Source organism: Paraburkholderia hiiakae (assembly GCF_904848665.1).
Taxonomy (GTDB): domain Bacteria; phylum Pseudomonadota; class Gammaproteobacteria; order Burkholderiales; family Burkholderiaceae; genus Paraburkholderia; species Paraburkholderia hiiakae.
This window is the reverse complement of the sequence record NZ_CAJHCQ010000006.1, coordinates 181,269-204,170: the sequence shown is the minus strand read 5'-3', so window position 1 is coordinate 204,170 and position 22,902 is coordinate 181,269. Positions and strand designations below refer to the sequence as shown.

Genomic DNA, 22,902 nt, shown 5'->3' with positions numbered 1-22,902 from the left:
CAGGATAGAATAATCAGTACCCACTATCCCTTATCCTCGGAGCCTTGGTCACCGCCAGGCGACGAGAGACCGAATCAATGCGGACCCCGACAGCGGAAAAATCTATCCCGATCGGCGCGCTCAACTCGCTGCCGGCGGTCATGCGCGAGCACGGCACCGACCCGTGGCAACTGCTCGAATCGTTCGGTGTGAACCGGGAGGCGATGGCGTCGCCGCTCAATCCGCTGTCCACCGTGACACATGGCCGGATTCTCGAAGCGGCGGCGAAGAAGATCGGCTGCGAACATCTCGGCCTGTTGCTCGGGCAGAAGGCAGCGCTCGGCAACATCGGGCCACTGCGCTTTCTCGTGCTCAACGCACCCACGGTGCGCGAAGCCGTGGAAAACCTCATCGAGTTCTGCGGCGTGTGGTATCGCGGGCTGCATGTACGCATGATCGAAGAGGACGGCTATGCGTGTATCTCGCTGTCGGTCGACAGTGGCATTCCGGGCGCGAAGCATCTGCTCACTGCGTACCTTGCCGCGAACATCCGCATTCTCGAATTGATTCTCGGCCGCTCGTGGCATCCGACCCTGGTGAGAATTGCGTACCGTAAGCCGAAGTCGAGTGCGCTCTATGAACGCTATTTCCAGGCTCCGGTCTGGTTCGGTCAGTCGCAATACGAGGTGCTGTTCCCGCAGGGGCTGCTCGATCAGACGAGGAAGAGTCACGATCAGGAACTCGGTCGCTTCCTGCGTCAGCATATGACCGAGTTGCGCTCGCGGCAGGCCGACGATTTCAGTTCGCGCGTGCGTCACGTCATCGAAACGCTCTTGCCGGACGGCTGCACCTCGACGAAGGTCGCCGAATTCTTCGCCATCCATCGCTTCACGCTTTATCGCCGTCTCGATGAGCAGGGAACGAGCTACGAGGCCTTGATCGAGGACGTGAGGCGCAATCTCGCGGATCAGTTGCTCGCGCAAACCGACCTGCCGATCGCCGATGTCGCGATGCGGCTGGGCTACGATAGCCAGGGCAACTTCACGCGCGCATTCAAACGCTGGCACGGCGAGACGCCGAGCAGTTGGCGCAAGCGGCCACGCGCGGCAGTTACACAAACGCCGCGCGACGACCGGTGAATGTCCTCGCGCGGCGCAGTGGCGTCCTGTCGACCGATCAGAAGTTGTGACGCATGCCCATCATGACGGCCGTAGTGCCGTTGCCGGGCGCGACGGGCTGACCGTAGGTGATGGTCTGCGTCATGTCGCCGTGATTGTTGACCCAGCCCACCTGCGCATAGACCAACGTCTGCTTCGAAAGGCTGTATTCGGCACCGGCGGCCACTTCGAGCGAGTTGTTCGTCGAGTGGTTCTTGTCCGTGATGTAGTAAGCACCGCTCGTGATCCGGAAAGCGGGCGTGAACCGATAGCCGAGGCCCAGCGAATAGAGGTCGAGATCGACCATGTTGCGATGGGCGGGATTGGACCCATTGCTGTACGAGCCGGAAATCGAGAAGTCGTGGATCGTATAGAGCGCGCCAAAATACCAATAGCGGTTGTTGTTCAATCCCGTTGGCACGGAGTTGGCGCCCGGATTGGTGTCGTGCCCGTTGTAGTAGACGGCGGCGAGCCTGAGCCCGTAGCCCGAATACTTCAGCACCGCGGACTCGCGCGTGTTGCCCTGCAACTGCCCGGCAACGCCACCCGGCGCATATTCCAGCTCGGCCGTGACGCCGCGGAATGCGGGCGAACGATAGACGAGCGCATTGGAATCGTAGAGCGCGCCAATCGGGCCGTTCGTGCTGGTGCCAGGCCACCCCGCCGCCGTGTTCAGGCCGAGCCAAGCGCCGAGAATGCTGCCGAAATACTGCGACGCGCGAACATCCGTTTCCGCCATCGCGTAGATCATCGGCACGATCTGGCGGCCCGCCGTAATCGAGCCGAACGGTCCGCTCACGCCCACGCTCGCGATCTGGTTGAAGAAGCCCGGCACGCCCGCCGTGTCCGAGAGCCCCAGTTTGCCGGTGCCGGAATCGAATACGCCCTGAAGCTTGAAGTTGACCTTGTAGCCTCCGCCGATATCCTCGACGCCCTGCATGCCCCAGATGCTCGAATAAATGCCCGCGTCCTTGTAACGCCAGATCGCGCCTTGATTCTTCGCCGCTGGACTGAACGAGGCCGCCGACGTGCTCTGGTAAAGCAGTCCCCCATCGATCGCGCCATACAACGTGACCGACGACTGGGCATGTGCTGCGGCTGTGCACGTCGCTGCCGTCATCGCGATCATCAACTGCTTTTTCATGTTGTCTCCTTTGTTATGGTGATGCCACTGCGGTTGAACCGGTGATCCCTATCGTTCGGCATTTCGCGTCGGCTTTCTGCGGCGCAGCAGTGCCCCTGCACCCGACGAGGGCGCACGGAGTCATCGCTGAGGAGTTGGGGACGCGGTGTGCGAAGACCTACGTTCGGCGCTCGCGCAGTGCGCGGGCCGGGATGCCAGCCAGCACGACGACTGCGCCAACGGTCAACATCGCGCCGATGAGGTCGAATGCGAAGTAAAGGCTGCCCGTGGACACGCGGATTGCGCCCACGGCCATCGGGCTCAGTAGCGCCGCAAGCGAGCCCACGCTGCTCACGAGCGCGATCCCGGCCGCCGCCGCCCGGGTGCTGAAATACGCGGGCGGAATGGTCCAGAAGACGGGAACCGCCGCGAGGCACGCCCCGGCGCCAATCGCCATGCAGATCATCGACAGCACGAGATGCGCGCTCAGCAGATGCATGAGGAGAAAGCCGAGCGCCGCCGTGAACATCGTCGCCGCGAGGTGCCAGCGGCGTTCCAGCCAGCGATCGGAGCTGCGGCCGATCAGGTACATTGCGAGCGCGCCGATCACATAAGGCGCACTCGATACCAGCCCGATGCGATGCATGTCGTGCACGCCCGCCCCCTGTAGCAGCGACGGCATCCAGTACGCCACGGTGTTGGTGCCTGAGTAGATCGTGAAGAACACAATGCCCGGCAGCCACGCGCGAACATCGCGAATCACCGTGCGCAGCGAGGTGTCTTGCGGCGCACCGTGCGCTTCGTCGTTACGCAAATTGGCGATCACGATGGCCTTTTGGCGCTCGCTGAGCCACTTCACGTGAGCGGGCTGATCGTCGAGCCAGAACCAGGCGAACGCGCCCAGCAGGACGGCAGGGATGCCTTCGATGAGAAAGAGCGCCTGCCAGCCCTTGAACGTGTGCCAGCCGTCGAGCGCCGTCATGATGATGCCCGCGATCGGCCCGCTCACCATGCCCGCGACAAAGCCCGCCAGGAAGAAGATGGACGTGACCAGGCCTCGCTTCCAGGAGGGAAACCAGTAGGTCAGGTAGAGAATCACGCCCGGAAAGAATCCCGCCTCGGCCACGCCGAGCGCGAAGCGCGATACGTAAAGCTGCGTCGGTGTGGAAACGAGGCAGGTCAGCATCGTGACGAGGCCCCACAGGACCATGATGCGCGTGAGCGTGGCGCGCGCGCCGACACGCTGCATGTACAGGTTGCCCGGAATCTCGAACAGGATGTAGCCCACGAAGAAGGCCGTGGTGCCGATCGCGTAGGCGGCATCGCCGAGGCCGAGATCCTGCGCCATGCGCAGCTTTGCGAACGAGATGTTGATGCGGTCGATTGAGTTGACCGCATAAGCGAGGAATAGAAAGGGCAACAGGCGCCACGCGATCTTGCGATACGCCTGCCGCGCTTCTTGCGCCGAGGCCGACTCGTTCTCGGCTTCGGCCTCGATGGCCGCTTGACTCATGATTTCTCCAACGACAGCAATGGGGCGACGGCAATGCGCCGCGAGAATTGAGGTCCCGCACGCACGTTCTTGCCGACGTGTCGCGCGGAATGCACGGCCTCTTCAAAAATCAGCGCTTTGCGTGCGCGTGCTCGGAGCATTCGGCGTCGAGCAACGGCACGGCAAGCTCGCAGGCTTCGATGCCCTGCAGACTCACGATCTTCAGCACTTCGAGAATCTGCCTGCGCGTGGCACCCAGTTCCAGTGCGGCCTTGATGTGCCGCTGCGTACCGTGCGAATAGAGATGCGTGATCGCCGCGTCGCCCGCAATACAGAGAAACTCGATCCACAGCGGCGGAAGAATGTTGTCGCGCCAGAGCCCGAGGCCCATCGCCAGAAACTTCTCCAGATACTGCGGGTCCCAACGGTAGATCGTTTCCCAGAGCGGGTTGAACATGCCGCTCTCGCGTACCTGGTCGCACACTGGCGTGTAGGCGAGCGGCGCGGGCTCGTCGGGCAAACCCGCATGGGCCAGTTCTTCTTCGAGAATCGGCACGCCGAGCGCGCAGGCATGGATGCCCACCACGCTCGCGAGCTTGAACACCTCAAGGATTTGCGCGCGAGTCGCGCCAAGCTTCAATGCCGCACGCACATGCCTGCGCACACCGGGTGCATACAGATGCGTGGCCGTGACGTCGATGTTCAGCCGGATCAACGCAACGAGCTTCGGGTCCAGCACATCGTTCGTCTGCGTGTCCTCGCTCAATGCCATGAACGATTCGATCCATGCGGGGTCCCACTGCGCGAGTGGATCGAGCGCCGCATCGGCGAGGCTCGCCGCACGCATCGCATCGTAGTGAGGGGTGCCTTGTGACTTTTCCATAACGTGTCGAGAAGAGTGATGACGGGTTCAGATCACCGAGCCGCCATTGGGGCTGATGACCTGACCGACCAGATAGTGTTCGCCCGCGAGATACACGACGGTGGACGCGTACTCCTCGACTGTGCCGAAGCGGCCCAGCGGGCAGTTCTGCCACAGCCGGTTGCGGCCGTCCTCGCCTATCCTGTCGAGATACTCGTTGAAGGCCGGCGTGGCGACGCCGCCGGGCGCCATGGCGTTCACGAAAATGTTGGCGCCCGCGACTTCGAACGCCACCGAGCGCGTGAAGGCGATCACCGCGCCCTTTGTCGCGCAGTAGTGCGGACTATGGGCGCTGCGTGTCGACAAGCCGGCAATCGAAGCGATGTTGACGATCTTGCCTTCGCGTTGCGGCTCCATCAGCTTCAACGCCTCGCGTGTGCAATAGAACACGCCGTGCACGTTGACGCCCCAGTAGCGATGCCACTCCTCATCGCTGATCTCGCTCGTGAAGCCCAGCGACTGGCGCGGCATGGGCGTCTGCATATAGGCGTACAGTTTGTTGCGGCGCTCGGTGTCGATCGGTCGATTCGGCGTGAGCGCGGCATTGTTGACGAGAATGTTCAAGGTGCCGAAGCGCGCGACGATCTGCGCGAAGAGCTTGGTCACTTCCTCGCTCGACGACACATCGCATCGCACTGCCAGGCACTGCGCGCCGCGCGCTGTGACCGCCGCGCGGGCCGCGTCCAGTGCGTGCTCATCGATATCGCACACGACGACGTGGGCGCCTTCTGCCGCAAGGGCCACCGCACACGCGAGCCCGAGACCGGGGCCCACGCCCGTCACCAGGGCCACCTTGTTCCGTAATTTCATGCTCATACTTTCAACCCCATAACGATCAACACGCGAAGGCGCTCAGGCGTGGCCCGGCACGGTGAAGCCACGCTGCTCCGGCTTGCGGTTGGGCGCCATGCCGAGTGCCGCGATGGTTTCGTCGGCGCTGTCGTACCGCTCGCCGATGCGGTAGATGCGCTTCGCGTCCGCGCCGGTCGCGATGTCACGGCCCAGCTCGCGCGCAAGCCGCACGGTCTGCTGGATCTGCTGCACCGACGTCATGCGCTCGCCCTTGCGGCCCCACAGGTTGTCTTCGATGCCCACGCGAACGTGCAGCCCCATCGCGATGGCGATGGCATTCATCGGCAGCACGGCACGCATGGCACTCTCGATGGTGAGTACCGCGCCATCGGGCGTGCGGCGCGCGAATTCGATCAGGTCGGCCGGATGCAGCCCTGCCGCGCCGCCGCCGATCGCGACGTAGTTCAGGATCAGCGGACCGGTGTACAGGCCGCGACGAATCAGCCGTTCGACGCTTTCGAGCTGGTGTACGTGCCCAAGCATGAAATGCGGCTGGATGCCCGAGCGCTGAAGGCGGCGAAGATGCTCGATGAAAAACGACGGCTTCGCGTCGACCACCATTTCGGAGTACGCATTGAAATACTCCGGCTTTTCGAGGATCGTGCCGGCGACGTCGTCGGCGCTCAGCAACTCGCAGATGTTCATCTGGCTGGAGTTGATCGTGATGGTGACCTGGTCGGGTTTCGGATCGAGCTCCGCGAGCATGTGGCGCGTATCGTAGTCGAGCCACTGCGCTTGCTGTCCCTCACCTTCGGGTGCGAAAGAGATCGACCCGCCAACCTGCAACACCATATCGGGTACCGCGTCGCGCAGCAGACCCAGCATTTCGTTGAACTTCGACAGCCGCTTCGAGCCCTTGCCGTCTTCCTCGCGCACATGGACATGAAGCACGGTGGCACCAGCGTTGTAGCAGTCCACGGCCTTCTGGATCTGCGCGTCCATGCTGACGGGAATATCGTCCGAATCGCTCGGGAGCCATTGCGGGCCATACGGGGCCACCTGGATCACGAGTTTTTCCTGGTTTTCCGGGAAAAGGCTGTCGTCAAGAAAGTTCATTGGGTGTCTCCAACGTGAGTGATGGTTCTTCGCGCAGGGGCGAATCCGTTGGAAACACTTTAAGGACTATGGCTTTTCTGGATTTCTCATTTTGTCACCGACATTTATCATTTCGTCACTCATGGGGTCAGGCTTAACCCTTGACGAGCGGGCCGACACGTCCGCGCCAAGAGAAACACTGCCAAATGAAGCGCTATCGGGCGCGATGAAGACTACGGGCATGCGATCTCACGCGCACGCTCGCGCTCGAGGTCTGCCAAGGTAGTCACGTCGGATCATGCGCAATGGCTGCCTGGCTTCGGGTCGGACTTGATCCGCCGCACGTGAATCAAGTCATTTTTTCGCAACCGGGTCCGCCGCCGCGACCTTCAAGTCGAGTTCGTGCGTATACGTCCCGATCACGTCATCCACCGAAACTCCGCGGCCGATATCGCCGACCTGCTGCTCCAGTCCTTCCGCGCGCAGCATGTCGCGCACGCTGCCATGAGCGGCAACGATCCGCAAGATCGCTCCCGTCCCGGCGAGGTCCGTATGCAGGGTGGCCAGCATCCGCGCTCCCGCAATGTCAACCGCCGGAGCATTGGACAGATCAACTATCACCAGCTTGACCGGGCACGTTGCCGACCGGATTGTCTCCCGTACCGTCGCTCGCACATGGTCCGTGTTGAAGTACACCAGCGAAGCTTCGACTCGGAACATGAGTACACCCGGTATCGCCTCATTGTCGGGATGACGCTCGATGTCCGAATAGTGATGCGTTCCTGGAATGCGTCCGAGCACCGCCACGTGCGGATGCGCGGCGCGCCGGATCAGCAATAGCATCGACGCGAGGACCGCGAAGATCACCCCTTTGAGAATGCCCAGCAGCAGTACGGCAATGAAGGCGACCATCGACACCATGAATTCGTAACGGCTGACGTTCCAGACGTGGCGCAACTCGCGAACGTCAATCAGGCCCTTGACCGCCACCAGCACGATGGCCGCCAGTACGACGTTGGGCAGGTTGGTCAGCAGTCCTGTGAGAAACATCAGGCACAGGCCGATAGCAATTGACGCGAACACCAGCGCGAGCGGGGTCTTTGCGCCAGCCTTGTCATTGACGGAGGACTGTGACAAACCGCCCGCCACCGGGTACCCGTGAAAGACGCCCACGGCGAGATTCGCCGCGCCGAGCGCCAATAACTCCTGGCGAGGATCGATTTCATAGCCGTGCTTCTGCGCGATAGCGCGTGCCGCCGATACGCTTTCCACGTACGACAACAGCAGACAGGCGAACGCAAGTGGAACGATGCCATCGACGTCCCGGACCCTGAGCGAAGGCAAATGAAATTCGGGCAGACCGCGGGGCAAAGCGCCGACGACCGTGAATCCCATCACGCCCAGTGGTGTCGCCGACAGCAGCACGATGGAGAGTGCCACCACGAACAAGGCGACCGGGCGCCCCGGCAAGTATTTTTCGCCGAGCAGCAGCAGGGCCAGCGCGCCAAGCCCGAACGCAAGCACGACAAGATGGGTGCCAGGAAGTTGCCCAACCAGAATCGCGACACGTTCATAAAACTGCTCTCCGCCGCCTTTGACACCAAACAGCTTCGGCAATTGAGTCAGTGCGATCGTCAGCGCCGCTCCGGCCTTGAAACCAAGCAGTATCGTTTCGCTGATGAAGTTGACGAGCGAACTTAGCCGCAGGATCCATCCCAGCAGGCACATGGCTGCAATCAGTATCGCCGTCAATGCGGCAATGGACGCGAACCGCTCAGGATCGCCGCCGGCCATGTCCACGACCGTCACGCCGACGAGCATTGAGATTGCCGATGTGGGTCCAATCGCCAATTGGCGCGACGAACCGAACAGCGCGTAGAAAATTCCACCCACCAGATAGCCGTAAATGCCGTATTGAGCCGGTAATCCCGCGAGCGTCGCATAGGCTAGCGAAACTGGAATTCCATAGGCGGCAAGCGTCACCCCGGCCACGAGATCGGATGAAAGCCATCGCAGCCTGTAGTTCGTCAACCATTGAACCGGCACCAATATCGCGCGCCAACCTCTGGCGGGCGCCGCCGCGCCGGCGCTTACGGCAGGAACGCGCTCTTCGGACATCGCACCCTCCTTCCCGACGATTGGTCCGACATGGCCTGGCTGGGCTCCGCATGCGAGGTGCGAGAGCCTTCGCTCGTCGGACACATGCTCTCAGCCGCCCATTCAGTACATATGGCGGCGGCCGTGCGATTTCACGCAATGGCGCCCCAAGTGTTCCCGCACAGCCTTGCGCACGCCGCGCTCAGCCGACGCGGATTTCGTTCGTCAACGGCTGACCCGTCTCGAACTCCGTGATGCTGCGCAGCGTCGTTTCACAAATCGTCGACACGGCCTCACGCGTGAGGAACGCCTGATGCCCCGTTACGATGACGTTCGGAAAGGTCATCAGTCGCTGTAACACGTCGTCGTCGACGATCGTGCCGGATAGATCGCGGAAGAAAACATCCGCCTCCTGCTCGTAGACGTCGATCGCCAGTCCGCCCAGTTGCCCGCTCCTGAGTGCTTCGATCACCGCTTCCGTGTCGACCAGTCCGCCACGGCTCGTGTTGATCAGCAGCGCGCCCGGCTTTGCGCGGGCCAGCATGTCAACGCCGATGACATGGTAAGTCTGCGGCGTCAACGGACAATGCAGCGAGACGATGTCCGCATTCGCGCCAATTTCCCCCACATCTGCGTAACGAGCGCCCAGTGCCTCGAATTCCGGTGTCGGGAACGCGTCGTAGCCGATCACATTGCAGCCGAATCCCACCATGATGCGCGCGAACACACGGCCGATCTTGCCCGTGCCGATCACCGCGACGGTCTTGCCACTCAGATCGAAGCCCATCAAGCCGTCGAGCGTGAAATTGAAATCGCGCGTGCGGTTATAAGCGCGATGCACTTTGCGGTTTATCGCCATCAGCAACGCGACCGCGTGCTCGGCGACCGAATTGGGTGAGTAGTCGACCACGCGCACCACCTTGATGCCGAGATCTGCTGCAGCCTGCAGATCGACATTATTGAAGCCGGTGCAGCGCAACGCGACAAGTTGCGTGCCTCCATGCGCCAGCACTTCGAGCACCGAGGCGTCTGCCTTGTCGTTGACGAAGATACAGACTCCGCGATGACCGGTGGCAAGCCCGGCGGTGTCCGCATTGAGCGGGTCATCCAGATACCTGAGCCGATGAGCGTGATCCGCGTTGGCCGCATCGAGGAACTGACGATCGTAGGGCTTGGCGCTGAATACAGCAATTTCCATCAGTTGTCTCCCGGGCAAAGACTCGCGCGCGGACTCGCTGAATCCGTCGCTGGCTATCCGCCGCTCAATACTACGGCAATCTGCACGAACAGAATTTTCACGATTGTCATCGAGGGAAAGATCATCGCGTAGCCGACGTCCGGGCGGTCCGTCGGCGCAACGCGATTGGCGAACGCGAGAATCGCCGGGTTCCCGGTGGCTCCGCAGATCACCCCCACCGCCATGTCGAACGGCAACCGGAAAATCCAGAGGCAGCACACTGCTGTGATGATCACTAGCGCGAGCAGAATCACTGCCCCGTAGAGCAGAAAGGAGGCTCCGGTCGTGCCGACCGTCGCGAAGAATTTCGGCCCGGACGCAATGCCCACCTGTGCGAGAAAGATTGTCAGCCCGAAATTGCGCAATACCAGATTCGCAGTGAGCGGCATCGTCCATACGAGCGGCCCGAAGCGCCGCTGCCGGCCGAGGCAAAGCGCAACAAGCAGCAATGCGGCCAGCCCGAGCGTCATGCGGCCGACACCGGGAATCGGCAACGGAATCACGCCGGCAATCAGACCGAGCGCCGCACCGATGCCGATCGAGATGAAACTCAGTTCGGCGGTGCCCTTGATCGAGTCGCCGAAGTACGCACGCATCGTCTTCAGGTGGCCACGATTGACCAGCAAGCCGACCCGGTCGCCGAATTCGAGGATCAGTTCCTGGCGCGGCATCATGTCTGCGTCGCCCCGGCGCACGTGCGCGACCGAGCACACCACCCCGTCGGGAAAATGGAGGTCGCGCAGCGCACGCCCGACCACCAGCCGGCTCGACGCGAACACGCGCAGATAGTCCAGATCCTCGCGATGGCTCGTCATCCGCCCCGGCTGCAACTCCCCGCACAACGATATCGCTTCGCGCAACAACGCCGGATTCGTCGCGGTCGCGAGCAGCACATCGTCCGGCTGCAGAACGAGATCGTCAGCGGGTTGCTGGTTGTGGTGGGCTCGGCGCACTGCCGCAATGGCGACACCGTCCGGCAGACGCTTGACGAGGTCGGACAGTGTCAGGCCGATGAACACCGGATTCCTGAGCGCGATCTCAGCGGTCTCCATCAGCTTGGGAGGCGGCCGCTCGATATTTGGCTTCAGCAGTGCGCTTAGTGCGTACAGAAAGAGGATCGGCCCGGCAACGCCGAACGGATACGAGACGCTATAGCCTACCGTGGCCCCATCGCTTTTCATCGCGGCCATTGCCGCTTGCAGGCTCGCCGTGCTGGTACCGGAGCCGGCGAACATGCCCAGCGATTGATCGAGCCCCACCCCGAACAGCGGAACCAGAGCGATCGATACGAAGCCCGCGCCGATCACACCCAATGCGGCAGCGGCGTTCGCCTTGAGTCCGTCGGCGCTGGTCAAGCCCTTGAAAAACTGCTCGCCGTACTGGATGCCGATTCCATAAAGAAACAACAACAGGCCAAGCGTGCCGAGCAGTGCAGGCGGAGCCGATTTAGGCGCCCATCCACCAATCGCGAGACCCACGAACAGCACGGCGCCGGAGCCGAGCGACACCCCTTTAATACTGAGTTCGCCAACCAGATAGCCTAGCGCCACTGTCACGAAGAGCGTGAGCAACGGCTGGGTCTCAAGCAACGTCCTGAACACGTCCATGGCTGCCATCCCTGTTGACCAGCCTGCATCCGTCCACCTGCTTGCGCTCACCAGGTTGTGCCCCGGGGTCCGCCTCGCAGTTCTTCAAAAGCTCCGCCGGGTAGACCACTGTCAGCTGACACGAGGCGTCGAAACTGCACCTGAGTGCCCAATGACCCCAATACAATCTAGGCGATAGAACAAAAGGCGACAATGTATCTCTGATCCAATACCACGACGGCACCCGCCGTCGGATCCGGCTTGTCCTGCACAACGGCGGTACCCAGCCTGCATCAAAGTCCCGTTCCCCGGCCCATTGCGGGGTCAACCGCCGCTACGGCGAACTACCGATATCGGCGACATGAAGTCATTCGGACGCCGAATGGCGCCGTCCGCTCCTGGCACGAGAACCGTCGTTCCACCGAAGTGCGAGGCCGCGAGTGTGCCCCGCGTGCGCGACATCTGTGACCTACCGAACATGGCAAGACGAAAGGCGCACCTGCACGCGATCGCAGTAGCAATCTCGATACTGGAGCTAATTACGATGGCGCAGGAATGGGGGGACCGCCCGCGTCAACGTTGCCGCCCAAGCTATTAGAATGTGAATGGCGCAGAATACAATCTTGAGCACATTCAAGCGCGTGAAACGACGTTGCGCCGAGTCCGGTCGGTAGGGGCTGGCGTGAACGACAAACTTGCTGCAGAGAGACAAAATGAAAAAGGGACGAGCGAAACTTACCCGGCATGATGCTGAGCGCCTTTTCGAGGGATTGCCCGCAGGAAAAGCGAGCGTATCGAGTCGGCCCGTGAACCCATTTGAGGCAGAGGCGTTCGACGTGGTCAAGCGCGTCGATGACGAAACCAAGCTCTGGAAGGACAGCCTCATTACTCTTCCGAAGGCGATCGAATTGCCTGCTTGTTACGAGTCGGTGGCTCGCATGCGCGAGGCGATAGAGCGGGCGTGGCGCGTGAAATGGGTGAGGGAAGGTAAAAACGAAGTTGTCACCGAGTTCCCTGAAGGATGGACGGCCGTTCGCCCGAAAAGCGGACCCATCGAGGTGCGGGATCCCTCCGGCGTTGTTCGCGCCTTATACGGGTGGGCCGAAGATGCTGAGCTCAGGATCCTCCCAAGATACCTGGTCGAGTCGCAGGCGAACAGTTCAAGCGGACTAGGCAGCTTGCTGGTCCGCGATCGCGGGAACGGTCAGATCCTTGAGAGGTCATCGATCTGGTCCGCTCAAACAGGTGTCAACCATCCAGATTGGAAGAGGCTGTCACAGTGGCTCACCCTACGCTATCCAGAACACCGCGACCCGCTTCGATACTGGGAAGATTGTGAGGACAACATCCAGAAATGAGCTGGTTTTTTGGCTGCTCTATGACATTCAGAATGTCGCCTCCACTCTGCCACCGGACAGTTGACGGTGAAAGCGAATGGTCCTTTACCGGCCTGGGCACCGGCAAAGAAGTTGAATTTCCTACACCCTCGCCTTAGCGACGGCCGCTTCGTCCCAGACGAGACCCACCCCCGGGCAGTCCGGCGCGGTGACAGTTCCGTTGACGACCTTCGGTGGCTCCGCCAGTATCCCGCCAGCGACATCGAGGAATTCGAGCCAGTGACGCGTGGGCGTGACGGTCAGCAGATGCGCGCTCGCCTCCACGAAGCAATGGCTCGAGAAGTTCTTGCTGGTGACCTGAGCCAGAGCCGCGGCCCGCAACCAGCCGGTAACGCCGCCGATCATCTGCACGTCGCACATGACATAGTCGCTGGCATCGGCACGCAGTGCTCGTTCCATATCGAAAACGCCCGAGAAATTCTCCCCGATCTGGAGCGGCGTTTTCAATTCGGCGGCGATCCTGGCAAAGCCTGCGAAGTCGTCGCAGCGGATCGGCTCCTCGATCCAGGCAAGGCCTTCGCTCTCCAGCGCATGGCCGCGACGCAACGCTTCGGCTGTCGTGAGGCTCTGGTTGTAATCAACCATCAGCTCAACGTCCGGCGCGGCCTCACGGAACGCACGTACTGCGGCGAGGTCCTCCGCGAATGTTGGCCAGCCGATCTTGAACTTGATGGCGTTAAAACCAGCCGAGAGCGACTTTTCGGCTTCTTCCGCCGCGCCCGAGGCGCGGATCATGCCAAGGCTGTTATAAGCCTTGAGCGGCTGCGGGCGTCCGCCGATCAGCGTCGCGAGAGGTAGATTCGCGGCGATGGCAAGCGCATCCCAAAGCGCGACATCGAGGCCGGAAATCGCCGTGTTGGCAAGCCCGTGTGAACCGCCGATCAGCGTAAAGCGCGAGCGCATTTCCTCGTGACGCTCGACCGGCACCACCTTCTGCCCAACCAGCGTCGCACCAAGATCGAGAACCAATGTCTCCATGGCTTTCAGCGCTACGGGACTGTTGGCCATCAGATACGCGCGGCCGGTGATGCCCTCTTCGGTGTGGAGATCGATCAGCACCAGGGGTGCTTTGGGAAACGAGCCTGCCGGGGTAACGAGCGGCGTTTTTAGCGGTGCCAGGACGGCACGCGCCTGCACCTCGCGAACAGTGAGGCCCGTCGGCAAGTTGAACATGGAATCCTTTCCTTTCATGTGTGCTGTTTGTGCATCGGCAATGACGATGACGTGGCGAAGCTTACTTTCGGGCGGCAGCCAGATCGCTGCGGGCGGCGTGCGACAACGCTGCCAGGTCCACGGTTGTCGAAATCATGTTGAATCCCTGGGCTGCGCGTTGCGCGAAAAGGCTCGCAGACGAGAGCACAGCTGCGCCGATCCCGGCCTTCTTCGCAGCGCCGACGATCGTCGCCACCGCATGATCGAATGCCGCTTCGCCATCGTTGTCACGCGGAGGCAGACCAAGCGCAACCGACATGTCATACGGCCCGAGGAAAAGCGCACCGACGCCAGGCGTAGTAGCGATTGCCTCGACATTGGCCAAAGCATCCTCTGTCTCGATCATCGGGATCACGAGCACGCGGCTATTCGCTTCGCGGAAGTACGACTCACCGTCGCGCAAGCCCACCCGCATGGGTCCGAAACTGCGGCGACCGTCTGGCGGATAGAGGCACGCATCCACAGCCGCTCGCGCGTCGGCGGCCGTCCGGATCATTGGGATGATCACGCCGTCGGCACCGGCGTCGAGGACGCGGCCGATGATGCCTGGCTCGTTCCATGGCACGCGCACAATCGACTGACATGGCGTCGCATCGATTGCCCGGATCATCTCCAAGGCAGTGGAGTAATCCATGCAACCATGCTGCATGTCGATGCACACCCAATCGAAGCCCGCTCGCGCCATGGCTTCCGCGCTCAATGCGCTCGGTATGCCGCACCATCCGCCCACGGCCGCACGGCCCTGCGCCCAGATAGATCGCAGGGATGGCCGCGCTTGAGCGCCGCCCTTCGTCTCAGCAACGCTGACATTCGAGTACGACATCATGGTCTCCATCAGTTTTCAATCGTCTTTGAAAGCCGTCCAGGCGAGGCGCGCTGCTCAATTCACGAGCGCGCCTTGCCAAGCACGCCGGGGTTGATCGGATTCGGCGGACGCCCCGCCTGTGGGCCTTCGCCGAGACCAGCGATCAGATTGTCGGCAGCCAGGTTCGCCATCGCGCGGCGCGTCGCTTCAGTCGCACTCGCGATATGCGGCGTCAACACGACGTTCGGCACCGTGAGAAGGTCCGGATGCACGCGCGGCTCACCCTCGAACACGTCAAGGCCAGCCGCGCCGATACGCCTCGTGCGCAGCGCTTCAGCGAGCGCCGTGTCGTCGACGATGCCGCCGCGCGCGATGTTGGTGAGTGTCGCGGTCGGCTTCATCTGCGCGAGCTCAGCGGCTCCGATCGTGTGACGGCTCTCGGGCGTGTACGGCAGGACGAGAACGACGTGGTCCGCGCAGCGCAGCAACTGTTCCTTCGACGCATACTCCGCATTCAGTTCCGCTTCGATCTGCGGCGCCACGCGCGTACGGTTGTGGTAGACGACGCGCATGTTGAAGCCGCGCGCGCGGCGGGCGAGCGCCTGCCCGATGCGGCCCATGCCGACAATGCCGAGCGTCGAGCCTTGAATATCGGTACCGAGAAAGGCGTCGTACTGAAACTTCTGCCACTTGCCGGCGCGCAGCCAGTGTTCTGACTCGGTCACGCGGCGCGCCGCGGCCATCATCAGCGCCCAGCCGAAGTCGGCCACCGATTCGTTCAGTACGTCCGGCGTGTTGGTACCGAGGACATTGACCGCGTTGAACGCGGCGATGTCGAAGTTGTTGAAACCAACCGCCATGTTCGACACGACGCGCAAGCGCGGCGCAGCCGCGAGCACTGCAGCGGTAATGGGATCGCCCGCTGTCATTGCGCCGTCCTTGTCTAGCAGGCGCTGGACCAGTTCGTCGCCGGTGAGTACGTTGCCCTCGTTCCAGTCGACTTCGAAATATTGTTTGAGTCGGTCGATCACTTCCGGAAAGGTCGGACCGGCTACCAGAATCTTCTGCATGCTCTACCTCCACACCGTGCGCAGCGCGCAATTAAACGAAACTCCAAACCCACAGCACCCCGACACATCGTTCCTTTGGTCTTCGGTCTCCCGTTGGCCATGGCGGTAACGGCGCGATGTGTATGTGACGACGAACCAGTCAGTGATGCCCTCGGCGCTACTTTTCAATTCGTACGTCAAGCGTAACGTTTGCCCTGAACCACAACTGCAAGGAACCTTCCAAACCTGGTTTTTTCGGGTATCGCTGCCGTTGACCTGGGAACCGGGGGCGCGCCAGTACGACTTAGGTCATTTGAAATCGCGCTGCATGCGGTGGTCGACGCAGATTCACAAACACACGGTTGCCAACCGGTCGCGGAACTCAAAGTAAGCGGTGGTCACAGCGGTCGGCGTCTGAACTTGCGGGTAGTGTCCGACACCGGGCAATTCCGTGACGTCGGAACGAGGCACCAGTTCGCGATAGCGCTCGACCATGTGGCTCCCGGAGATGGGGTCTACAGGGCCGACGATCAGCTTGAGCGGAATCTCCGCTGTCTGAAGCGCGCCTACCCATCTTTCGCGATGCTCGATGCGATCCGGGATGTAATTGATGAGTTTGTGCATGATTCGCTCGCCGTGCCGTTCACGCAACAGATCCCACATGGCGTCGAGCGTTTCGGCATCTGGCGGATATTGCTTCCCGAATACCGCGCTCATGTTTGCAGACAGTTTTCTTTTGGTCGTCAGCAAAGACACAAGTGGCCCAATTGGGGAGAGCAGGAGCGACTGAAAACGCACGCGTCTGTGCGTTTCAGGGAAAAGGCCGCCGTTGAGGAAGCAGGCACTTCGGAGTTTCGGTCGATCGGCGCGTTCAATATCCCGGGCTACCATTTCCTGTGCCACCGAGTCGCCGTAGTCGTGAGCCAGAATGTGGTATTCGCCGACGCCACGCATTGCCAGGAATTGATCGTAAAGATCGGCCTGATCGAGGATCGAGTATGTGTAATCACGCGGCTTGTCCGAATAACCAAAACCGATCATGTCGAGCGTGAGCAATCTATAACGCCCGAGCAGATCCGGCCAGACGTGCAGCCAGTCCCATGAAGCCGTTGGAAAGCCATGGATTAAAAGTAGAACGGGGGCATCTGCTCGCCCTTCCTCGCGCCAGAAGATATTGTGGCCACGGTAGGTAAAGTAATTTCCCCGGGCTTTCCATGCGTCTGTGCTTTGTGTCATGTCTCGCTCCTCCGGCGGGCAAGCTCGATGGGTTTGCCTTGATAAATTTGGACTACAAATCGTTGTACCGGCCATCCGCAAAGCGATGCGCGATCACGAGCATCGGGTGCGGCGTTTCAACGCGCGCATCGGGTTACATTTCAGGGCGCGGATTCATCGACGGCGAGAAAGGGAGAGCGCGCTCTCCCGAAAGATTCGCGTTCGTCCAGGACCACATCCCTATGAACGATAACTGTCGTCAATACGGTCGAGTTTGCGAATCATCGCTGGCCACACAAAAGAGCCGCCGACTCCGTCCGTCTGAACGTCCTTGGCCGACGCCGCTGTGGCGAGAATATCCGGGTCTACGAGCGTGAGCTCTCCTCCCGCCTGCGCTGACAACTGGATCTGGCACGCAGTCTCGAAGATGTACATGCTGAGGAATGCATCGGCAATGGTCTTTCCGACGGTCAGCAGGCCATGGTTCCTGAGCATCAGATAGTTGGCATGGCCGAGGTCGTCCTGCAGGCGCGGCTTTTCGTCATCTCGAAGCGCTACGCCTTCGTAATCGTGGTAGCCGAGCGAATCGAGCACGAAAGTCGATTGCTGGGAAATCGGCAACAGGCCGTTTTTTTGCGCGCTGACGGCGACACCCGCGCGGGTATGTGTGTGCAATACGCACTGCACGTCCTCACGCGCAGCATGAATCGCGCTATGGATCACAAAGCCTGCGCGATTTACCTGGAACTCCGAGTTCGAGAGTCGCTCGCCTTCTGTATTGACCATGATGAGCGACGATGCGGTTACCTCTTCGAACAATAGCCCATACGGATTGATCAGGAACCGATGGTCGGGACCAGGCATTCGCGCGCTGATGTGAGTAAAGATCAGATCGCTCCAGCCATGAAGTGCCACGAGGCGATAACATGCTGCGAGGTCACAGCGGAGCTGCCACTCGTCAGCACTGACGGTATTTTTCAGCGACGGGATTCGCATGATGTCTCCCTGAAATTGTAGAGGTTGGGTCAGGAAACGTTGACGGGTGCAACGTGGTTGCTTTGGCCGTCAACTTGACCACAGAATACAAAAACGCCTATCTTCAGACCGCAAGATATCTTCCACTTTTCGCGTCTCTTCCGGCCCAATCGGGTTTTCAAATGGCTTTCACCGCACAGGCATCTGACGAGATGCGCGCGAGTCCCTGGTACGGCTCGCTGGCTCGGGACACGCAGCAGGCTCTTCTCGAGGGTTGCTGGATCGTTCAGCTCAAGTCTGGGGAATACCTGTTCCGGCGAGGAGATCGGCGTAACGGGTTCTATGGCGTCAACAACGGACGCCTGAAGGCTTCTACACTCAGGGAAAACGGCAAAGAAGCCATTCTTGCCATTATTGAAGCAGGTAACTGGTTCGGCCAGATGTCGATGATCAGTGGCGCTCCCCACGCGCACGATGTCGTCGCCCTTGAGAACGCAACCGTCCTCGCGGCCAGGCCACAGGCATTCGAAACGCTGATGAACGATGCGGCTTTTGCCAAGGCCATTGCGCAGCTCCAGTCCATCCACACAAGCTGGCTCTATCGAATCATCGATGACTCTGCCGCCTATTCCACCCGCGCGCGTATCGCAAGGAGACTGGTTCTGCTGGCTTCCGGCGACATGAGCATGGCCGGCGCGCGCGAGGAGATCGCGCTATCTCAGGAAATGCTGGCGATGATGCTGGATATCACTCGCCAGACTCTCGCTATCGAATTGAAGGCTATGGTTGCCAAAGGCGCGATTTCCCTTCATTACGGCCGCATACAAATACTTTCAAGAGAGGCCTTGCTGAAGCTCCGGGAAGATGACTGATCAATGGCCCCAGCGCGATCAGGTGTGCATTCCCTGCCTTATTCTCCCGGGTCAGTTTTCATGCGAAGCATGACAACGCTGGCCACGAGGAGAAGCAACGAGCAGGAATAGAGCCCAGCATTGAGGCTTCCTGTCGAAGTCTTGATCAGGCCAATTGCGTACGGACAGATGATTCCAGAAACGGCGCCCAGGCTAGTAACGATCGCGATACCGACGGCCATTGATTCCCTGCGAAGCACCGAAGTCGCCACTGCCCAGAAGACTGGGAACGACGAAATCACTGCGGCCAACGCGACGGAAATAAGTGCGACGGAGGTCCACAGTAATCCTTGCGTCCAGTTGCAGAGTGAGAGAGTCACGGCGCAAAGCAGCACCGCACACGCGAAGTGCCAGCGCCGCTCCCGGGTCCTGTCGGAGTGGCGGCTGTACCAGATCATCGCCACCACGCCACATGCGTAGGGAATGAGGGAGAGCAAACCGATTCGTTGCAGGCCCACTGCGCCCGCCCGTTCGATCATCGATGGCATCCAGAAGCTCAGAGCATAGGCGGCGCAACTCATGGCGAAATAGAGCGCTGCAAGTCTGAGGACAGACATATCGCGAAACACCTCGCGGACACGAGCGGTCTCCGGCGGCACGCCGGGTGATTTTTCTGCGAGATCTCGCGCAATTGCATCTTTCTCCTCGACAGAAAGCCATCTGGCGGCGGATGGCTGATCGACGAGCAAAAGATAAGTGGCGATGCCCAAAAATATCGTCGGCAAGCCTTCGAGCAGAAACATCCATTGCCATCCTCGCAAGCCGTGAATGCCATTCATGTTTTGCAGCAAGTAGCCCGAAACCGGACCGGAAATCAATCCCGCCGCAACCGTGGCGGCCATAAAGAAAGCAACAATGCGAGCCCGCCGATCAGCCGGAAACCAGAGCGTCAGATAAAACAGAATCCCGGGAAAGAAGCCCGCTTCGAACACGCCAAGGAAGAACCTCGCCACATAGAATTCAAGCGGATTCGCGACGAACATGGTGCCCATTGAAACGACACCCCAGCACAGCATGATGCGAAGCATCGTTTTACGCGCTCCGACTTTCTTCAGAAGCACGTTACTGGGCACCTCAAAGAGCACGTACCCCACAAAGAACATGCTCGCGCCCAACCCATATACGGCGTCCGAAAAATGCAGATCGAACCGCATCTGCAGTTGGGCATAACCAATGTTGATTCGATCGAGGTAGGCAAGCAGATAACAAAAGAAAAGTAACGGAACGACTTTTCGCGTTACCTTTAGATAAGTTCTTTCGAGATCCGTCGAGGAACTCGCGCACTGAAATGCGGTAATGTCTGACATTCTGGAGTCCGTCGCTAAATGTGAGACCATGCACAGCGAGCACGCTGTATCGCATTCACGCAGCGCGCCCGGTCCATCTGGCCGAGAAGGGGATTCGATTGCATATCGCCCCGAATACAGGAAGGTCTTGAAACGCACCGCTCAAATGGCCACTGGGCTTCGTGGCCCAGACATCACTCCTTTTCCATTGAGTAATGGCAAGGGTAGTGGGTGCCTTGCAGCGCAACTGCAAGATAATTTGCAATCTCGGGTTTATCCGGAATAGCGGGGAGCAACCGGGGCGTTGGCACGGCGTGCCCGGCATCGACGGCGCAATAGGACCGCTATCCGGACTTGCTATGTTTTTTGAGTTCTGGCAATTTCCCGCGCCTTCGAGGCCGCAGGAAGCGTCACACACACGGTCAGCCCTCCGCCCTGTCGGTTCCTGAGGACGATATCTCCCGCATGGGCTCGAACGACCGCCAGCGCTGATGTCAGGCCGAGTCCCATCCCACCCGTAGAACGGTTCCGGGATTGCTCAACCCTAAAGAACGGACTGAATACCTTTTCGAGCGCTTCAGAAGGGATGCCAGGGCCCCGATCACTGACTGTGAGCGTTGCCCCTGCCGAATTGCAGGTGAGCTCCAGATCGGCGCCTCCGCCCCATTTCACGGCATTGTCGACGAGATTCATGCACGCTCGCCTTAACGAGAATGGTCGTCCGTTCAACGCGAACCGCTCCGGACCGGCGTATCGGACCACTGCTCCCTGGTCGCTATAGTCGTCTGCGATCGTGCGAAGCAGACCAGCGAAGTCAAACGCCGTCGCCTCCTCGTCCTTGTAGTCGTCCCGAAAAAAAGACAGCGCGGAGTCCGCCATCGCCTGCAAATCATCGACGTCACGAAAAAGACGAACCCGCTGTTCTTCATCGTCGATGAACTCTCCGCGCAGACGGATTTTAGTGAGCGGTGTTCGCAGATCGTGTGAAATGGCTGCCAACATCAGCGTGCGGTCATCAACGAATTTTCTGAGTTGCGCCTGAAGCGAGTTGAACGCCGCTATCGCTGCACGCAATTCCTTTGGACCCGCTTCGCGCACGGCTCCGGCTCGCGGATCGCCCCCTCTCTGGCGAAGCTCTTCGGCGAATTGCCTGATCGGTCGCGCCAGAAAGTAGGTGGCAAGCATCGATGCCGCGAGAATCAACAACGCGACGGACGCCAGCGTTGTCACTAGCCGGGCGGGGAGTAGATCCCCCCATCGTCGGTGGTTGGCGATGAACAGCACCCAGCTGTTGTCGCGAAGTTGCACCGCCATGAAATAGGCGTTTGGATGCGCAACCCGATCAAACTTTATCCCATTGGAAAGCGGATCGGCCGCGGTAAAAATCACAGTACGTCGATCGAGTCCGTTGTCCCGAAACCCAGCCATTGTTCCCGGATCCGGGGCATGAAGTTTGGCGGTCACTAACTGTTGAGCGACCGATGTCCCGGGTGGATACCAAAACACCTTGTCCGCGATCGTGATTGTGTCTGCCAGATTCTGGCGGTTGCCAGCCGGAGCCGCTTCAATCATTCGAATGGCATCGTCGGCCCGAACCAGCTCAGCTCTCTCAGCGCTCGACGGGCCTGCAAAGCGGTCAAAGAGCGCGCTGAATGCGAGCACGCTCATGATCGCCGCGCCAACGGTGAGCGCTATTCGCCATGCGATCGTGTCTGGCACACCCAGCCGGATATTCATCCGCGGCGAACCTGTGGCGCAAACATATATCCTCCGCCCCGGACAGTTCGAATGACGGATTCGACATCGGTGTCCGTGTCGAGCTTGCGGCGAAGGCGCGCGACCTGAACATCAATACTCCTGTCATAGACTTCGTAGGCTGAGCCACGAGCCAGGTCGAGTAATTGATCGCGGGTCAGCACCCGTTGCGGATGCTCTGCAAATACAAGCAAAAGATCGAACTCGTTACTCGAAAGTATCGTCAGCGTATTGTCCGCCGATCTAAGTTCGCGTTTAGCGATGTCGAGCCGCCATCCGGCAAACGAGAGTACGGGTCTTGTCGTCGTGCTCCTTGCCACAGGGTCCGTTTGCGTGGTTCTTCGCAAAACCGCTTTCACCCGCGCCAGAAGTTCTCTGGCATCGAACGGCTTTACCAAATAATCGTCTGCGCCAATCTCGAGCCCCACGACCCGGTCGACATGGTCTGCGACCGCGGTGAGCATGATGACAGGGATTTTCGATGTCGCGCGTAACTGCCGGCAAAGGCTGAAACCGTCCTCTCCCGGCAGCATGACATCCAGGATGACAAGATCAATCTGCTGGAGATCGAGCGTGGCGAACAGGCTTTCTCCATCGGTCGCAACGCTGACTTCGTGGCCGTGTTTGCGAAAAAAACCCGTCAGTAAGGACCTGATGTCCTCTTCGTCATCAACCACGAGGATGTGCGGCATATAAGTCATTTCCAAATGCTAACCTGGACGAAGGGCCGCTTGATTGCAGCCGCCCATCGCGAATATTACAGCGCGGACACATTGTTTCCGCGCCGAAACAAACGGCACATCATACCGTCGATTCT

19 protein-coding genes are annotated in these 22,902 nt (G+C 60.4%); 3 read left to right on the top strand and 16 right to left on the bottom strand.

From position 1 onward, the window contains the following. The first annotated feature begins 77 nt into the window (after positions 1-77). Positions 78-1,118, top strand: a complete 1,041-nt coding sequence (locus JMY28_RS14015; RefSeq protein ID WP_201696533.1) for an AraC family transcriptional regulator — start codon at positions 78-80, stop codon at positions 1,116-1,118. Positions 1,119-1,155: 37 nt separating this feature from the next. Here the strand turns inward: JMY28_RS14015 and JMY28_RS14010 are convergent, their stop codons facing one another. The 8 genes from JMY28_RS14010 to JMY28_RS13975 all read right to left on the bottom strand — a co-directional run bounded on the left by JMY28_RS14010 (position 1,156) and on the right by JMY28_RS13975 (position 11,501). Then, positions 1,156-2,280 (bottom strand): porin, encoded by a 1,125-nt coding sequence (locus tag JMY28_RS14010; protein ID WP_201696532.1) that lies wholly within the window; start codon positions 2,278-2,280, stop codon positions 1,156-1,158. A 157-nt stretch (positions 2,281-2,437) separates the two neighbouring features. Beyond that, complete coding sequence (locus tag JMY28_RS14005) at positions 2,438-3,772, bottom strand: MFS transporter (RefSeq protein ID WP_201696531.1); 1,335 nt, start codon at positions 3,770-3,772, stop codon at positions 2,438-2,440. A gap of 109 nt (positions 3,773-3,881) precedes the next feature. Continuing rightward, on the bottom strand, positions 3,882-4,634 hold the full coding sequence (locus JMY28_RS14000) for a carboxymuconolactone decarboxylase family protein (RefSeq protein ID WP_201696530.1): 753 nt from the start codon (positions 4,632-4,634) through the stop codon (positions 3,882-3,884). A gap of 27 nt (positions 4,635-4,661) precedes the next feature. Further along, positions 4,662-5,483: an SDR family NAD(P)-dependent oxidoreductase gene (locus JMY28_RS13995; RefSeq protein ID WP_201696529.1), complete on the bottom strand. Its 822-nt coding sequence runs from the start codon at positions 5,481-5,483 to the stop codon at positions 4,662-4,664. Positions 5,484-5,525: 42 nt separating this feature from the next. Further along, complete coding sequence (locus JMY28_RS13990; protein ID WP_201696528.1) at positions 5,526-6,581, bottom strand: BKACE family enzyme; 1,056 nt, start codon at positions 6,579-6,581, stop codon at positions 5,526-5,528. 333 nt (positions 6,582-6,914) lie between these two features. Beyond that, on the bottom strand, positions 6,915-8,678 hold the full coding sequence (locus tag JMY28_RS13985) for a SulP family inorganic anion transporter (protein ID WP_201696527.1): 1,764 nt from the start codon (positions 8,676-8,678) through the stop codon (positions 6,915-6,917). Between the two features lie 181 nt (positions 8,679-8,859). Beyond that, complete coding sequence (locus JMY28_RS13980; RefSeq protein ID WP_201696526.1) at positions 8,860-9,855, bottom strand: 2-hydroxyacid dehydrogenase; 996 nt, start codon at positions 9,853-9,855, stop codon at positions 8,860-8,862. A 53-nt stretch (positions 9,856-9,908) separates the two neighbouring features. Beyond that, a complete protein-coding gene (locus JMY28_RS13975; RefSeq protein ID WP_201696525.1) occupies positions 9,909-11,501 on the bottom strand; it encodes an aspartate:alanine exchanger family transporter in 1,593 nt (530 codons plus the stop codon). Positions 11,502-12,193: 692 nt separating this feature from the next. On the opposite strand from JMY28_RS13975, the gene JMY28_RS13970 reads away from it, so the two are divergent. Continuing rightward, positions 12,194-12,838 (top strand): hypothetical protein, encoded by a 645-nt coding sequence (locus JMY28_RS13970; protein ID WP_201696524.1) that lies wholly within the window; start codon positions 12,194-12,196, stop codon positions 12,836-12,838. 120 nt (positions 12,839-12,958) lie between these two features. Here JMY28_RS13970 and JMY28_RS13965 read toward each other — a convergent pair whose 3' ends face one another. The 5 genes from JMY28_RS13965 to JMY28_RS13945 form a co-directional block, all read right to left on the bottom strand. Then, positions 12,959-14,050 carry an enolase C-terminal domain-like protein gene (locus JMY28_RS13965; RefSeq protein ID WP_201696523.1) on the bottom strand — a complete coding sequence of 364 codons (1,092 nt, stop codon included), beginning with the start codon at positions 14,048-14,050 and terminating at the stop codon, positions 12,959-12,961. Positions 14,051-14,111: 61 nt separating this feature from the next. Further along, positions 14,112-14,924 carry an HpcH/HpaI aldolase family protein gene (locus tag JMY28_RS13960; protein ID WP_201696522.1) on the bottom strand — a complete coding sequence of 271 codons (813 nt, stop codon included), beginning with the start codon at positions 14,922-14,924 and terminating at the stop codon, positions 14,112-14,114. A gap of 50 nt (positions 14,925-14,974) precedes the next feature. Then, on the bottom strand, positions 14,975-15,964 hold the full coding sequence (locus tag JMY28_RS13955; RefSeq protein WP_201696521.1) for a 2-hydroxyacid dehydrogenase: 990 nt from the start codon (positions 15,962-15,964) through the stop codon (positions 14,975-14,977). A 327-nt stretch (positions 15,965-16,291) separates the two neighbouring features. After that, a complete protein-coding gene (locus tag JMY28_RS13950; RefSeq protein WP_201696520.1) occupies positions 16,292-17,179 on the bottom strand; it encodes an alpha/beta fold hydrolase in 888 nt (295 codons plus the stop codon). Between the two features lie 219 nt (positions 17,180-17,398). Further along, positions 17,399-18,154, bottom strand: coding sequence for a class II aldolase/adducin family protein (locus JMY28_RS13945; protein ID WP_201696519.1), 756 nt, complete (start codon positions 18,152-18,154; stop codon positions 17,399-17,401). A 161-nt stretch (positions 18,155-18,315) separates the two neighbouring features. Here JMY28_RS13945 and JMY28_RS13940 point away from each other — a divergent pair, with 161 nt between their 5' ends. Continuing rightward, the gene (locus JMY28_RS13940) at positions 18,316-19,005 is read left to right on the top strand and encodes a Crp/Fnr family transcriptional regulator (RefSeq protein WP_201696518.1); all 690 of its coding nucleotides are present in this window, start codon (positions 18,316-18,318) and stop codon (positions 19,003-19,005) included. A gap of 38 nt (positions 19,006-19,043) precedes the next feature. On the opposite strand, the gene JMY28_RS13935 is transcribed toward JMY28_RS13940, so the two are convergent. From JMY28_RS13935 to JMY28_RS13925, 3 genes are all read right to left on the bottom strand, one after another. Next, positions 19,044-20,351: an MFS transporter gene (locus JMY28_RS13935; RefSeq protein ID WP_201696517.1), complete on the bottom strand. Its 1,308-nt coding sequence runs from the start codon at positions 20,349-20,351 to the stop codon at positions 19,044-19,046. 336 nt (positions 20,352-20,687) lie between these two features. Continuing rightward, positions 20,688-22,067: an ATP-binding protein gene (locus JMY28_RS13930; protein ID WP_201696516.1), complete on the bottom strand. Its 1,380-nt coding sequence runs from the start codon at positions 22,065-22,067 to the stop codon at positions 20,688-20,690. After that, the gene (locus JMY28_RS13925; RefSeq protein WP_328809401.1) at positions 22,064-22,777 is read right to left on the bottom strand and encodes a response regulator; all 714 of its coding nucleotides are present in this window, start codon (positions 22,775-22,777) and stop codon (positions 22,064-22,066) included. Before JMY28_RS13925 ends, JMY28_RS13930 begins: the two co-directional genes overlap by 4 nt. Positions 22,778-22,902 lie beyond the last annotated feature (125 nt).

What these genes read in the sequence shown, in the direction of transcription:
- JMY28_RS13940 (WP_201696518.1), top strand. Translation starts at nt 18,316, where the DNA reads ATGGCTTTCACCGCACAGGCATCTGACGAGATGCGCGCGAGTCCCTGG.
- JMY28_RS13965 (WP_201696523.1), bottom strand. Translation starts at nt 14,050, where the DNA reads ATGTTCAACTTGCCGACGGGCCTCACTGTTCGCGAGGTGCAGGCGCGT.
- JMY28_RS13980 (WP_201696526.1), bottom strand. Translation starts at nt 9,855, where the DNA reads ATGGAAATTGCTGTATTCAGCGCCAAGCCCTACGATCGTCAGTTCCTC.
- JMY28_RS14000 (WP_201696530.1), bottom strand. Translation starts at nt 4,634, where the DNA reads ATGGAAAAGTCACAAGGCACCCCTCACTACGATGCGATGCGTGCGGCG.
- JMY28_RS13950 (WP_201696520.1), bottom strand. Translation starts at nt 17,179, where the DNA reads ATGACACAAAGCACAGACGCATGGAAAGCCCGGGGAAATTACTTTACC.
- JMY28_RS13945 (WP_201696519.1), bottom strand. Translation starts at nt 18,154, where the DNA reads ATGCGAATCCCGTCGCTGAAAAATACCGTCAGTGCTGACGAGTGGCAG.
- JMY28_RS13925 (WP_328809401.1), bottom strand. Translation starts at nt 22,777, where the DNA reads ATGCCGCACATCCTCGTGGTTGATGACGAAGAGGACATCAGGTCCTTA.
- JMY28_RS13995 (WP_201696529.1), bottom strand. Translation starts at nt 5,483, where the DNA reads ATGAAATTACGGAACAAGGTGGCCCTGGTGACGGGCGTGGGCCCCGGT.
- JMY28_RS14005 (WP_201696531.1), bottom strand. Translation starts at nt 3,772, where the DNA reads ATGAGTCAAGCGGCCATCGAGGCCGAAGCCGAGAACGAGTCGGCCTCG.
- JMY28_RS14010 (WP_201696532.1), bottom strand. Translation starts at nt 2,280, where the DNA reads ATGAAAAAGCAGTTGATGATCGCGATGACGGCAGCGACGTGCACAGCC.
- JMY28_RS13975 (WP_201696525.1), bottom strand. Translation starts at nt 11,501, where the DNA reads ATGGACGTGTTCAGGACGTTGCTTGAGACCCAGCCGTTGCTCACGCTC.
- JMY28_RS13930 (WP_201696516.1), bottom strand. Translation starts at nt 22,067, where the DNA reads ATGAATATCCGGCTGGGTGTGCCAGACACGATCGCATGGCGAATAGCG.
- JMY28_RS13935 (WP_201696517.1), bottom strand. Translation starts at nt 20,351, where the DNA reads ATGTCAGACATTACCGCATTTCAGTGCGCGAGTTCCTCGACGGATCTC.
- JMY28_RS13970 (WP_201696524.1), top strand. Translation starts at nt 12,194, where the DNA reads ATGAAAAAGGGACGAGCGAAACTTACCCGGCATGATGCTGAGCGCCTT.
- JMY28_RS14015 (WP_201696533.1), top strand. Translation starts at nt 78, where the DNA reads ATGCGGACCCCGACAGCGGAAAAATCTATCCCGATCGGCGCGCTCAAC.
- JMY28_RS13985 (WP_201696527.1), bottom strand. Translation starts at nt 8,678, where the DNA reads ATGTCCGAAGAGCGCGTTCCTGCCGTAAGCGCCGGCGCGGCGGCGCCC.
- JMY28_RS13990 (WP_201696528.1), bottom strand. Translation starts at nt 6,581, where the DNA reads ATGAACTTTCTTGACGACAGCCTTTTCCCGGAAAACCAGGAAAAACTC.
- JMY28_RS13960 (WP_201696522.1), bottom strand. Translation starts at nt 14,924, where the DNA reads ATGGAGACCATGATGTCGTACTCGAATGTCAGCGTTGCTGAGACGAAG.
- JMY28_RS13955 (WP_201696521.1), bottom strand. Translation starts at nt 15,964, where the DNA reads ATGCAGAAGATTCTGGTAGCCGGTCCGACCTTTCCGGAAGTGATCGAC.